General features: G+C 53.2%; 7 protein-coding genes. All 7 read right to left on the minus strand.

Features of this window, described 5'->3' with window-relative positions; genetic code table 11:
- Positions 1-14: 14 nt before the first annotated feature.
- Complete coding sequence (locus EJP87_RS01135) at positions 15-671, minus strand: response regulator (protein ID WP_130470027.1); 657 nt, start codon at positions 669-671, stop codon at positions 15-17.
- The gene (locus EJP87_RS01140) at positions 637-2700 is read right to left on the minus strand and encodes an ATP-binding protein (RefSeq protein WP_130470028.1); all 2064 of its coding nucleotides are present in this window, start codon (positions 2698-2700) and stop codon (positions 637-639) included. Before EJP87_RS01140 ends, EJP87_RS01135 begins: the two co-directional genes overlap by 35 nt.
- 5 nt (positions 2701-2705) lie before the next feature.
- Complete coding sequence (locus EJP87_RS01145; protein ID WP_130470029.1) at positions 2706-5708, minus strand: PhnD/SsuA/transferrin family substrate-binding protein; 3003 nt, start codon at positions 5706-5708, stop codon at positions 2706-2708.
- Between the two features lie 213 nt (positions 5709-5921).
- Positions 5922-7385, minus strand: coding sequence for an ATP-binding protein (locus EJP87_RS01150; RefSeq protein WP_130470030.1), 1464 nt, complete (start codon positions 7383-7385; stop codon positions 5922-5924).
- A gap of 3 nt (positions 7386-7388) precedes the next feature.
- Positions 7389-8099, minus strand: coding sequence for a response regulator transcription factor (locus EJP87_RS01155; RefSeq protein WP_130470045.1), 711 nt, complete (start codon positions 8097-8099; stop codon positions 7389-7391).
- Between the two features lie 108 nt (positions 8100-8207).
- Positions 8208-11288, minus strand: coding sequence for an efflux RND transporter permease subunit (locus EJP87_RS01160; RefSeq protein ID WP_130470031.1), 3081 nt, complete (start codon positions 11286-11288; stop codon positions 8208-8210).
- Entirely contained in the window at positions 11285-14386 is a 3102-nt protein-coding gene (locus EJP87_RS01165) for an MdtB/MuxB family multidrug efflux RND transporter permease subunit (RefSeq protein ID WP_130470032.1), read from the minus strand. Before EJP87_RS01165 ends, EJP87_RS01160 begins: the two co-directional genes overlap by 4 nt.
- Positions 14387-14388 lie beyond the last annotated feature (2 nt).

A 14388-nucleotide genomic window follows, 5' to 3' on the forward strand; every position in this document is an offset into this window, starting at 1 on the left:
TATAGGAATAAATTTCAACTTTCTCGATTATTGAACAATCGCAACAGATTAAAAGCATTGCTCCCTGCCGGGGTGAGAGCATAGGATTTGTCATCCGGTTGATGCAGCAATCCCGCCTCCTTGAGGGTGCGCAAATGAAACATGGTCTTGGTATGGTCATCAATCTCCAAGGCTTGGCTGATGTCGGTCATGCGCAGCAAAGGGGCACACCCCATCAACTCAATGATGCGGCGACGGATGGGATTGGCCAGAGAAGTCAAGGTCTTGTCCAGATTACACGCCACAATCTGCCGCTCAAAACGGGCCTCTTCCAAAGAACGCTTGATCACCGCCACCAACTCCTCTACCCGAAACGGCTTGGAGAGATAGTCCGATGCCCCCTTGCGAATCGCCTGCACCGCCGTATTCACCGTCGCATAGGCGGTCATGATAATATATCTGGTTTGATTGTTAAAACGACGCATCTCCAGCATGGTATCGATACCATCCTGTCCCGGCATGATCAGGTCCAATAAAATCACATCAAAACGCTGCGCAGACATCAGATGGATCCCCTCTGCACCTGATGCCGCTGTCACCACCTGAAACCCCTCATACTCCAATACGGCCGACAAATTATCGCGCAACTCCGCTTCATCATCGACAATCAAAACCTGTGACCGACTGCTCATCAAAATGCACTCCTATCCCAGCGGGACATAACGGCAAGCGTAGTGTCGCCCGCACGCCACCACCAGAGCCATTGACTACCTCAAGAGTTCCCCCATGCTGACGCAGGATACTATAACAAATCGGCAAACCCAAGCCTACCCCCAACCCTGAACGCTTGGTGGTAAAAAAAGGCTCAAAAATTTTTGGTAAAATCTCCGCCGCAATCCCACTCCCTTGATCCACCACCTCTGCCTCGATCCACTCCTCTTCCTGGCGCACTGTCACCCACACAGGAGAGCCTGCTGCCGAGGCATCCAAGGCATTTTGCAGCAAATTGCGAAACACCTGTCCGATTTTTACCCGGTCCCCCACCAGCATCATCCGCTCTGGAAGTTGCAAAATAATTTCCGGCGTACTCCCCTCCAACTGTACCAGAGCCAAGATCTCATTGAGCTCCTCACACAAATCAAACTCCTGCCAATCCGGTTGCCCACTCCAGGAGTAGGCCAACATCTCCCGGGCTACGCGCGTCGCACGGCTGATATTGCCCTCCACCTGCCGCAAGCGATGTTCCAAAGCTCCCTGCAGCAACTCATTGGGCAACAATAATCGAATGTTATGCAACCCCATCCCCGCCGTCGCCAACGGATTATTAATCTCATGCGCCACCCGTACTGCAAACTGACCGATTCCAGACATCTTTTCTGCCACAATCAGCATCCGACGCAACTCCGAACGCTCGCGCAAGGCGGTCAACAACTGTTTCATGGCATTCAACAAGCGATCCTGCGGCGAGCGCTCCTGCACGGTCAACGCCAGATCATCCTGTGCCAAACGCTCTGCCATATCCGCCACATGCCGCTCTGCCTGCACCAGACGGTGCACCGCCAATCGCAAGCGCCCAAACTCATCACTGGTCGCACTTGCCTCCTGCTCCTCGCCAGGAGCAATCTCGCCCAAGGCCACCGCCTCCAACTTTTCCACCACCCAACGCAAACCGCGATGCACATCCTGGGCAATCCTCCAGGACATCACAACACCAATCAGGATGCTCAACCCAAGAATGATCAACAATATCCAAGTGGCAACACGAAATTCCCGTTCCGATTGCTCCTTGGCCTCGCGCATCAAATGTTCACTGCTCTGCAACAAAATTTGCAGCTCCGCACGCAAGCGCACCATCAATGGCCACCCTTGATCATGCGACAAACGGGTGGCACGCAAATTACCGCGCTCCTGACTGAGCAGATGCAACTGCTTGGAGATCTCCAAATAGGCTTGAATACTCTTTTCCCAGTTCTCTATCCCGGAATGGCTCCTCTCCTGCAACAACGGCAAAACGCTTTGATACAATTGTTGCAACTCTCTTTCACTGTCTGCCACCCGCACAAGCAGTTGTTCAATACGAGTTTCATCTGTGGCCAGCAACAGATTCAACTCCTGATTGAACATTTTTTTCAATACGCGCTGCATCTCCCGCAGCAGGCGCAACCGCTCCAATTGCTTGCTCGGATCAAACGAGCCATTGCTCTCCTCTTCTGCTTCCAGGTGCCGGAGCAATTGATCCAATGCCGACTCTGCCCGTGACATGGCCAACTGCCCCTCTTGTTCGGCTAACTGTGCCGCACGCACGTTGGAGTTGAGCAGTCCCAGGCGTTGCACCTCCAGATCAATGGAGATCACTTGGGCTACCAACACTTCGATACGTTGCACAATCCGCCGCTCTTCATCCCCCAAAGTGTGCAACAGATGCAGTTGATCCAACGCCCGCCGCACCTGCTCGGCATGACAGGCCATCTCCCCGGCAAAGTGCATCATCTCATCCTGCTCAATCAACAGTATGATACTGCGCTCGGCATTGGAGACACCCAACAGACTCTTCTCCAACAAGGCTACCAGACGCACCTTTTCCATATCCTCGGCAACCAACAAATTGACCCGCTCATTCAATTGGCCGAGCATGGTCACCGCCAGCAACGCCGATACCATCAAACACACCAACAAAAAACTGAAACCACTGTACAGACGAACGCGAATGGAGAGAGCCATGCCTCTCACACCTGGGAAGAATAGAGTTGCAGTGTGGTAAAAGGGCGATTGTGCTGTACACTATCAGCAATCTGCTGCACCACTCGTAAAAAGGTCTGTTTGTCTATCGGTTTGGTCAAATGATCATTACAACCGGCAGAAAGGCTTTCCGCCCGTTTGGCCAACGAAGCATGGGCACTCAAAGCAATAATAATGGCAGGAGTCACTCCCTGTTGCTTTTCCCACAGTCGAATCGCCTGCGTTGCTGCATAGCCATCCATCACCGGCATTTGGATATCCATCAAGATCAAATCAAAACGTTGCGTGCGCACCTTTTCCACCGCCTGCTGCCCATCCGCAACGATGGTCAAACGATGACCCGTGCTCTTCAAATAAATCCGAAACAGAGTCTGATTGTCCAACCGATCCTCTGCCAACAAAATATCCAGAATGCGATTTCCTTGATCCAGTTGTCGATCCTGCTCCGACTGTGGAGACTGGGTTACAGGAAGAGGCTGAATCGGCAAAGAAAAAGAAAAGGTACTCCCCTCCCCCAAACGACTCTCGACACTGATCTGCCCCCCCATCATCTCCACCAGGCGGCGACAAATCGCCAAACCCAAACCGGTCCCCCCATAGCGACGAGTGATCCCGGAATCGGCTTGGGTAAATCGTTTAAAAATATGCTCCATATGTTCCGGGGCAATGCCGATCCCACTGTCACGCACCCGAAACATCAACTGATTCTCCTGCACCGGATCACGCAATACCTCAACTGTCACCCCACCCTCGTGGGTAAATTTGATGGCATTACCCAACAAATTGATCAAAATCTGCCGCACCCGGCCATCATCACCATACATCTGTTCAGGAATATTTTTGGCAATCTCCTCCTGCAACACAATTTGACTGTTTTCAACCGCCATCCGCATCAAAGCTGTGGTCTCTTCCACAACCTGGCGCGGCGAATAGATCACCTCCGACAAAACAAAGCGACCGGACTCAATGCGCGAAAAATCCAAAACATCATTGATCACCCCCAACAACGCCTTCCCGGAACGGTGCATCATGCGCACCATCTCCCGCTGCTCCTCCTCCAAAGCACTTTCCAACAACAGATCCGACATCCCCAAAACAACATTCATTGGCGTGCGAATCTCATGGCTCATCGCTGCCAGAAAATCTCCTTTGGCTTGATTGGCTGCTTCAGCTTGCTTTTTGGCTACCGCCAACTCGGCCACCGCCCGCACCCGCTTACTGATATCCATCGCCACCGTACACAGCGCATATGGCACCTCATCATCGGTCAACAGAGGAAAAGTAATCAATAAATAGGTGTGACGCTCTCCATCCGGGTGCAACAGCTCTTCCTCCGCCTGAACCGGCGCCAAGCGCGTCAAAGCCTGTTGATCCATCTCCAGCAAACGCTGCACCACCTTCGGCGAATGGTGATCACGCAAATTCCAACCACTCTCCGCCACCTCTGAGACCGCAAAAATCCGTCCATATTGCCGATTGACCTGCAATACATGTCCCTGCAAATCCTTCAACATTACCAGCAACGGCGTGTGGTTGAGAATATCCTTGAGTCGGCGTTCACTCTCGCGCAGCGATTTTTCCATCGCCTTGCGCAAAGAGATATCCTGTAAAGCGATGACAACCCCAGAAGGGGTCATCTCCGGTTGAATGGCGGTCACCAACCAGTGCACCGGCACCTGTCTTTGGTCACGGGTAATCAACAACCCCTCATTTTCTCTCTGTTTACCGTCACGGATGGTCCGATCAATCGGCGAATCACCCTCTTCATAAGCGCTGCCATCCCAACGCCGACAGTGAAACAGCAAGTTGACAGGATTGCCGATCACCTCTTCCTGACGATAACCAGTCAATGACAAAGCCGCTGAATTGACAAAAATACAGCGCCCCTCTGTATCCCCTCCCAACACCCCTTCACCCAAACTTTCCAGTAATATATTGCGCACCCCCAAACGTTTGGTCTCTGCCAATGCCCGCAGCAGCAGCTTTTTGCCGCGATGCAGACGCAAGGCCACCAACAAGGCAGTCACCAGCAAGGCCACCAACACCATAAGAATGATAAAAGTATATTTATCAAATATATCCTGCCAATCAAAATCAATCCGATCAGGATTGGCCCGCAAGCGCGTCATCACCGCCTCAACCGATTGATAATTGGCCGGCGGGGAAAAACCATAATAGTGACCATCCTTGGCTGGCAAAGAGTCAGGAGTGATCTCCAGCAAGGCCAGCGTCACCTCCTTGACCAACGTGTCCGGCAAATCCGGCATGGCCGCAAAAGGCCATTCAGGATAGAGATCCGTGGATAACAGCAACGGAAATGTGCTTGGCCCCTGCATGTTGAGTATGCGAATCTCCTGCAGATCCAGTCGATTCTCCTGCAGCAAATTTTCTAAAATCCCGGTACGCACAAAGCCTGCATCCACCCGACGCGACAACACCTCCGGTACCACCTTGGCATGCGGCATTCCGGTATAGCGCATCGCCAACTCCCGGCCAGCATCCACTCCGGCCTTGCGCAAACTCCAGGCCTGCATCAAATATCCACCCAGCGAACGTTCATCTACGGCTGCAACTTTTTTGCCCTTTAGATCCGACAATTGCTGCAGATCATAACGATCCGAACGCACAAAAATGACCCCACCAAATTGGGTGACTGGATGCCCTTCCGCCACGGACATCAAAGTGACCATAGGGGTAATGTGTATGCGACTGCGCAACAGGATAAAATGTTCTGGATTGGTCAGGATAAAATCGACTTCGCCTCGTGCGGCAGCGCGATCCAAATCGGAAAAAAAGAAGGGGATAATCTGAAAATGTTTGCCAGGAATCCGGGCGGTTAACCATTCAGCCGTCGCAGACCAAAATGCCAACGTCTCTGCCGGAGTACGAAATGAGAGCACACCGATGCGTACCTCTTCCACTGCCCACAGTGTGTGAGGAAAAAAAAGGCTTGCCAGCAACCACAAGAAAAAAAACAGACGACCAGCCATTACCACTTCTCCCCATTGCCTGCAGCAGATGCCCACCCTGCAACCTCAACAAAATCAGGCTACCCACCTTGGCAATGGCAGCAGTTGGAAAAATGTCATTATCCGGTCATGCAGCATAACAAATCATCACAGACAAAGTAAATCGCCCCAACAGCATTTTCTGCCGAAAAGCAAAGAAAAACCTCTCCAATGTTTCAATAAGCACAATTATCACTACTCCTCAACCTCCTTGTCCGTGACCAACGGCAACCAGACTGTCACCAACAACCCCCCTTCCGCCCGGTTTTGCGCCAGGATGCGGCCACCATGCTCTTGCACCACCCGTGCCGCAATGGCCAACCCCAAACCAAATCGCCCTCCCTCCTGGGCTCGTGACTCCTCCACGCGATAAAACGGATAAAAAATCCGCTGCAACTCCTCCTCCGGTACACCCGGTCCCTGGTCGGCAACTGCAAAACAGGCCTGTTGATCCTGGCACTGCAAAGAGACCTCTACCACACCCTGTTGTCCTGAATGGTGCAACGCATTGCGCACCAGATTATCAATCACCGAACGCAATTCACTGCCATTGGCCCACAAGAGAGCATTGCTTGCCAATTGCTCACGAATAGTGACCCCAGGATGACGTTCTACCTCAAAACGGGCATCCGCCAATACCAGGCGAATCATCTCCGGCAGATCCACCAAGACATCACGACGCCCTTCCCCCGCAGACAAAGGACGAGAAACCACGATAATCTGCCCAATCAACTCATCCAAACGCTCCAACTCCAACGCCATGCGGAGCAAATTTTCATCCGCCTCCGGATGAGCCTGCTCCAGCAAACCCAAAGCCACCCGTAAGCGCGCCAATGGCGAACGCAACTCATGGGATACATCACGCAACAATCTCTGCCGGGCATGAAACATCTCTTCCAACTGCTGGGCCATGAAATGAAAATCCCGCTCCAGATCATTCAATTCATCAGGAATGCGCCCGCGCACAAAAGAGACCCGTTCTCCCCAATCACCACGCGCTATCGTCTTGGCCATCCGCCGCAACCGACGAATCGGTCGGGTAAAATGGCCGGCAAGCACAAATACTGCCAACGCACTCAAAAATACTACCCCCAAAGGCAGCAAAGGATATTCACTGCTGATCCGTCGCCATAACGGTGGGGGGGGCATCATGACCACCTTGTACAGACGTTGCTGGCTGTCGCGCACCAAAAACGGCAGATGCGGTGGCGGATAGAGACGACGCTCCAACTCCTCAGCGTTGTCATGATTTTGCACCAGCTTCTCAGCTCCCGTTTGCCCCTCTCCCTTCAAGCGTGCTTGCAACTCAACTACCAGACCTCTTTCCACAGACCACTGCCGCTCTCCTGACCCGGCACGGCGCAAATGGCGCAACACCTCCTCTGGAACAGGACGCGCCAAAATATCTTGATTCTCCTCGGTCAGCAGCAAAATCTCTTTTTGCAGCAAAGAAGCAAGCAGCTTTTCTCTGGCAGCCTCCACCCCTTTCTGCTCCACAAGCAGCGCCAATTGGCGCCGCTCCTGCTGCACCTGCCGCAACTGCTGGTGCATAAGCTGATCCATCTCGGGACGCAAATGGTGACCTATCCAGAAGACGACACTGCTGATGAGCAATATCGTCAACAAAAAGGAGAAAAACAGCTTCAAAAACAACCGCATTGCCTACTCCTCAACCGGCAAAGCATACAGATAACCCACACCCCTCACCGTCACAATTTCTGCCTTGCCCCCTTTGACCGCCGCCAGTTTGCGCCGCAAATTGCTGATATGAATATCCACACTGCGATCATAACTGGTCAGCTTGCGTCCCAACCCTTTCTGGCATAACAACTCCTTGCTCACCGCCTCCCCGGCTCGTTGCAGCAAAAGCTTTAACAGGGAAAACTCCGCCGAAGTCAACTCCAGACTCTTCCCCGACAAGGTTGCCAAATGCGAAGCTGCATACAGCTTCATCGCTCCCACCTGTAATACAGAGCTGTTTTGCGCACTCTCCGTATTGGGCTGCACCCGCCGCAACACCGCCCTTACCCGCGCTACCAACACTTTGGGATTGCACGGCTTGGTCAAATAATCATCGGCTCCCCCCTCCAACCCCAAAATGCTATGGCTGTCATCGCCACGTGCCGTCAACATCAATACCGGTACTGCGCTCACCTTGCGCAAGCGCTTGAGAACCTCAAAGCCATTGACCCGGGGCAGCATCAGATCGAGAATGATGGCGTCAAAAGGCTGGTTGAGAGCACACTCCAAGGCAGCCTCGCCATCAAATACGCTTTGACAACGAAAACCCTCGGTGGTCAAATAGCGCTGCAACATGGCGCATAACTCCTGATCATCATCAACCAATAACAGGATAGGTGGATCATTCTCCATACTCTTCATCCCCGATCATTTCGGCAGCACAAAGCTGACCAACTGGCACATTGGCATATTTTGGCGGCATTGTATCGTGCGCAAAGGTTTGGAAACAGAGGCAATATGTTAAGAATTGTAAGTGGTCGGCTGCCGCCGTCCACGCACATACCAACGCAAACGATCCAGATAGAGATAGACCACCGGCGTGGTATAGAGGGTAAGCAGTTGACTCAATATCAAACCACCAACAATCGAGATCCCCAATGGAAAACGCATCTCCGAGCCCTCCCCCTGCCCCATGGTCAAGGGCAAGGCACCCAATAACGCCGCCATGGTGGTCATCAAAATAGGTCGCAGCCGCAACAAACAAGCCTGACGAATCGCCTCCAACGGAGAAACCTGCTGCTGGCGCTCTAAATCCAGTGCAAAATCAATCATCAAGATGGCATTTTTCTTGACAATACCAATCAACAATACCACACCAATCATCGCCATCAGATTAAACTCATTGCCACTGATCATTAATGCCAACAAGGCGCCCACCCCCGCCGAAGGCAAGGTAGACAATATGGTCAATGGATGGATAAAACTCTCATACAACATGCCCAAGACGATATAAACCGACAACAAAGCCGCCAAAATCAACCAAGGCTGACTCTCCAAAGAGGCTTGAAACACCTTGGCGGTGCCTTGAAACCCTCCTTGCACCGTGGTTCCCAAACGGGCAAAGCTCTCTTCAATGGCCTGGGTAGCCTGGGATAGACTGACTCCGCCAGCCAAATTGAAGGAGATGGTGGAAGCGGCAAACAAACCTTGATGGTTGACCGCCAACGGCGCCACACTTTGGCTGATCGTACTTATCGCACTCAATGGCACCTGCTGGCCACTGCTATTGGTAATGTGCAAAGTGTTCAGCGACTGTGGATCTTGCACAAAAGAGGGTGCAGCTTCCATCACCACCCGATATTGATTCAGAGGGGTATAGATGGTCGATACCAGACGCTGGCCATAGGCATCGTTCAAGGTCAGATCCATCAGACGCGGTGTCACCCCCTTGCGGGAGGCGTTGGCACGATCCAGTTGAATATATGTGGAAATACCTCGTTCATTCTGATCACTCGACACATCCGCCAGTTGCGGCAACTCACTCAAAGCCTGACGAATCTTGGGCTCCCAAAAACGCAGCTCCTCCAAATCACTTGATTGTAATGTATATTGATAGGTTCCACTCCCTTGGCGCCCCCCCACACGAATCTCCTGTGCCGGTTGCAGCATCATGGTGGATCCGGCCACCCGCGCCAATTGACCGCGTAAACGACCCATCACCTGCTCGATATTGCCCCGCTCCTGGCGCGGCTTCAGGCCAGCAAACATCACCCCACTGTTGCGCTGCCCCCCTCCGGTAAAGGCCACCACATGTGCAACTGCCGGATCCTGACCAATAATCCGACTATACTCCTCCACCTTGTTGCGCATTGCCTGAAAAGAGATCCCCTGATCCCCTTGAATGGTGCCAATCAAACGAGCAATATCCTGCTGCGGAAAAAATCCTTTGGGAATGGTAATATACAGATAGACATTCAAGGCAATGGTGGCCAGCAAGACCAGCAAAGTCAAAAAAGGGTGTCGCAAGACGATGGCCAAAGTGCGTGCATAAAATGCCAAGACCGCCCCAAAAATGGCTCCATACTCGGATCGATTATCAGCGCCTGCCCCACTGTGCGCCCCCTTGGCGCGTAACAATCGGGCACACATCGCCGGAGTGGTGGTCAACGAAACCAGCAACGACACCAATACCGCTATACTCAAAGTCACCGCAAATTCCCGAAACAACCGCCCGACAATCCCCCCCATGGCCAGAATGGGAATAAAAACCGCCACCAACGACACACTCATCGACAAAACTGTAAAGCCCACCTCGCGCACCCCCTGCAGCGTGGCCTGCATCGGGCTCATCCCCTTTTCCAAATAGCGGGAGACATTCTCTAAAACCACAATGGCATCATCGACCACAAAACCGGTGGCAATGGTCAAGGCCATCAGCGACAAATTATCCAAGCTATAGCCAAACAGATACATAAAACCAAAGGTGCCCATCAAGGAAACCGGCACCGCGACCGTGGGAATCAATGCCGCCCGCACATTGCGCAAAAAGAGAAACACCACCAAAATCACCAGCACAATGGCCAACAACAACCCCTGTTCCACCTCTGCCAATGAAGCGCGAATGGTCGGGGTACGATCCATCAAGACTGTCAACTCGATGGAACTGGGAAGAATACTGTGCAACGACGGCACCAAATCACGAATTCGCCCAACCGTTTCGATGATATTGGCTCCCGGTTGACGCGAGATAATCAGCAACACCGCCGGCTTGCCATCTGCCATCCCGGCATTGCGCATATCCTGTACCGAATCCACCACCTCCGCCACATCAGCCAAACGCACCGGCGCCTGTTTGCGCCAAGTAATAATTATCGGACGATAATCTGCCGCCACCCGCGCTTGATCGTTGGCATCGAGACTCCATTGCCGCTCTCCTTGCTCGACAACACCTTTGGGGCGATTGGCATTGGTTGCGGCAATGGCACTGCGTACCTCCTCAAAACCAATGCCGGCAGCGTGCAACTTTCCCGGATCCAGTTCGACTCGTACCGCCGGCAAAGAGCTCCCCCCCAAACTGACCTGCCCTACCCCTTGCACCTGTGCCAACTTTTGCGCCAGTACGGTGGCCGCCACATCATACATCTCCCCCTGGCTCTTACTCTCCGAGGTCAAGGAGAGTACCATGATCGGCATATCCGCCGGATTGACTTTGCGGAAGCTGGGGTTGGAAGGAAGGTTGGGCGGCAAAAGGGCGCGAGCGGCATTGATGGCCGCCTGCACATCGCGTGCTGCCCCATCAATATTTCGGCTTAAATCAAATTGCAGAATAATTCGGGTACTGCCCAAAGTGCTTTGTGAGGTAATTTCACTCAACCCGGCAATACGTCCTAAAGTACGCTCCAAAGGGGTAGCCACAATGGCCGCCATGGTCTCTGGACTGGCTCCTGGCAATCCCGCCGACACCGATATGGTCGGAAAATCAACCTGTGGCAGTGGCGCCACCGGCAACAAACGAAACCCCAACCAGCCCGCCAACAAAATGGCCATAGTCAACAAAGAGGTGGCCACCGGTCGCTGCACAAACAGTACCGAAGGGTTCACTGCAGCGACTCCCTGAAGACAAAATTGGCTTGCCGCCACCTGTGCAGTCGCTCCGCCCAGGCAGCAAAAGTCAGATAAATCACCGGTGTGGTAAATAAAGTGACCAGTTGACTGAGCAACAATCCTCCCACCATGGTCACTCCCAACGGTTGCCGCAACTCTGAACCGGCTCCCCCGCCTAACATCAACGGCAAAGCGGCAAACAGGGCGGACAAAGTGGTCATCAAAATGGGCCGAAAACGCAACAGACAGGCTTGATAAATCGCCTCTCTGGCTGTCAAGCCCCTCTGTCGCTGCGCCTGCAAAGCAAAATCAATGATCAAAATAGCATTTTTTTTGACTATTCCGATCAAAAGAACAATCCCGATAATCGCCGTAATTCCCAACTCCATATCGGCCAGCAGCAAGGCCAGCAAAGCCCCCACACCAGCCGAAGGCAGCGTGGAAAGAATGGTCACCGGATGAATATAGCTTTCATAGAGCACCCCCAAGACAATATACATGGTGACAATGGCCGCCAGTATCAACCACAGCTCATTGGCCAACGCCACCCGAAAGGCATGGGCAGCCCCCAAAAAGGTGATCTGGATATGCGCCGGCACAGCGATCTCTTCTCGGACCGCCTCAATAGCCTGCACCGCGGCCCCCAAAGAGGAGTCTGCAGCCACATTAAAAGAGAGACTGACGGCAGGAAATTGACCCTGCCGCTGCAACACCAAGGGTGCCAAACGCTCTTCAACACGCGCCACAGCACTCAAGGGAACCAAAGAGCCATTGGCCGCTGTGACTCGCAAACCATCCAGCATCGCCAGCCCCTGTTGCGCCCCCCCTTTGGCCTCCAAAACCACGCGATATTGATTGGCTTGGGTAAAAACGGTAGAGATCAAACGTTGGCCAAAGGCATCATACAATGCGTTATCAATCGCTGCCGCAGTCACCCCCAAACGGCCCGCAGCATCGCGATCAATCACCAGATAGGCCTGCAACCCCTCCTCTTGTTGATCACTGGTGACATCGCGTAATGCCGGCTCCTGCGACAGACGCTCCAACAAGCGCGGCGTCCACAGCGCCAGATCCTCCTGGCTTGGCGATTCCAAAGTAAACTGATAACGGGTACGGCTGATTCGCTCTTCGATGGTTAAATCCTGAACCGGTTGCAGATAGAGCATAACCCCCGGCACTTGCGCCACACGCTGCTGCAATCGCGCCAACACAGTTGCCAACGACTCCCCCTGACGCTCTGCCCGTGCATGCAGAGCAATCAAAAAACGGCCACTGTTGAGCGTGATATTGGTGCCATCCACTCCGATATGGCTGGTCAACCCCTTCACTGCGGGATCGGCCAACAACTGACGGCTCAACTGCTGGTGAAAATCGGCCATGGCTGCAAACGAGCTCGCAGCGGGTGCCTGACTGATTCCTTGCAACAAACCGCTATCCTCTTGCGGAAAAAAGCCTTTGGGAATGATCACCGCCAACCATACTGTCAACAGCAAAGTTGCCACAGCCAGCAACAGGGTACTTTTCTGATGATCCAGAACCCAGCCCAACCAGCGACCATAACCGGTAATGATCCGTTGACTCCACACTCCCTGCCCAGCAGACTCTGACTCAGCCACACCCTTCTCTAACAGCCGTGCGCACATCATCGGTGTCAAGGTCAACGACACCAAAGCGGAAATCAATATGGCCACAGCCAGGGTAATGGCAAATTCCCGAAACAGACGTCCCACCACATCTGCCATAAAAAGCAATGGAATCAACACCGCAATCAGCGAAAAGGTCAGCGAGACAATCGTGAAGGCGATCTCCCGCGAACCATCCAAAGCCGCCTGCAGAGGTGACTTGCCCTCTTCACGATGGCGGGAGATATTTTCGATTACCACAATGGCATCATCAACCACAAACCCACTGGCAATGGTCAAAGCCATCAATGTCAGATTATTGATGGAAAAATCGGCCAAATACATCAGCGCAAAGGTGCCAATCAAGGACAAGGGCACAGCAATGCCCGGAATCACAGTAGCCTTAATATTGCGCAAAAACAGCAATATAACCATCACCACCAAGGCCACCGCCAACAGCAACTCAAATTGTACATCACTGACCGCCGCCCGAATCGTCAAGGTGCGATCACTGGCCTCCAGCAGATCCACACTGCCCGGCAACGACGCCCGCAAACGTGGCAACAGCTCTTTCACCCGATCTGCCACCTGGATGACATTGGCACCCGGTTGCCGCTGTATCTGGAGAATAATGGCTGGTTCCAAACCAGACCAGGCGGCCAAACGGCTGTTTTCCGCCCCCTCTATCACTTCGGCAACATCCTGCAGATGAATCGCTGCCCCGTTGCGATAGGCTATGACAATCTGCGCAAACTCCTGGGCCGATTTGATCTGATCATTGGCATCTATAGTGCTCGCCCGGCTGGGACCATCAAAACTGCCTTTGGGTTGATTGACGTTGGCATTGGCAATAGCCAGTCGCAACTCTTCCCAACCCATCCCATAAGCAGCCAGCGCCGAAGGATTGACCTGCACCCGCAAAGCGGGGCGTTGACCACCGCTCAACGTCACCAAACCGACCCCTGAGAGTTGCGAAATCTTTTGTGCCACCCGTGTCTCCACCAGATCCTGCACCCGAGGCAGCGGCAAAGTACGAGAGGTTACCGCCAAGGTGAGAATCGGTGCATCCGCCGGATTGACCTTGTAATAAATGGGTGGCGCTGGCAGATCAGTGGGCAACAGATTGGCGGCAGCATTTATCGCCGCCTGCACCTGTTGCTCGGCCACATCCAACGTCAGATGCAAACTGAATTGTAAAGTAATCAGGGAGGAGCCCCCCGAACTGGTCGAAGAGAGACGATTCAAACCAGGCATCTGTCCAAATTGCCGCTCCAACGGTGCAGTAATCGAGGAGGCAATCACCTCTGGACTAGCCCCCGGATAGAGGGTAATCACCTGCACCGTGGGATAATCCACCTCCGGCAAGGCCGATAACGGCAACAAACGAAAGGCCAAAAGACCGGCTAAAAAGATGGCGGCCATCAACAAAGTGGTCGCCACCGGCCGCAAAATAAACAAACGCGAAGGATTCATCG

This window comes from Candidatus Magnetaquicoccus inordinatus (assembly GCF_004217665.1).
GTDB lineage: Bacteria > Pseudomonadota > Magnetococcia > Magnetococcales > Magnetaquicoccaceae > Magnetaquicoccus > Magnetaquicoccus inordinatus.

Excerpts from the sequence above, each read along its gene's own strand:
- EJP87_RS01135 (WP_130470027.1), bottom strand. The coding sequence starts at position 671 with ATGAGCAGTCGGTCACAGGTTTTGATTGTCGATGATGAAGCGGAGTTG.
- EJP87_RS01140 (WP_130470028.1), bottom strand. The coding sequence starts at position 2,700 with ATGGCTCTCTCCATTCGCGTTCGTCTGTACAGTGGTTTCAGTTTTTTG.
- EJP87_RS01145 (WP_130470029.1), bottom strand. The coding sequence starts at position 5,708 with ATGGCTGGTCGTCTGTTTTTTTTCTTGTGGTTGCTGGCAAGCCTTTTT.
- EJP87_RS01150 (WP_130470030.1), bottom strand. The coding sequence starts at position 7,385 with ATGCGGTTGTTTTTGAAGCTGTTTTTCTCCTTTTTGTTGACGATATTG.
- EJP87_RS01155 (WP_130470045.1), bottom strand. The coding sequence starts at position 8,099 with ATGGAGAATGATCCACCTATCCTGTTATTGGTTGATGATGATCAGGAG.
- EJP87_RS01165 (WP_130470032.1), bottom strand. The coding sequence starts at position 14,386 with ATGAATCCTTCGCGTTTGTTTATTTTGCGGCCGGTGGCGACCACTTTG.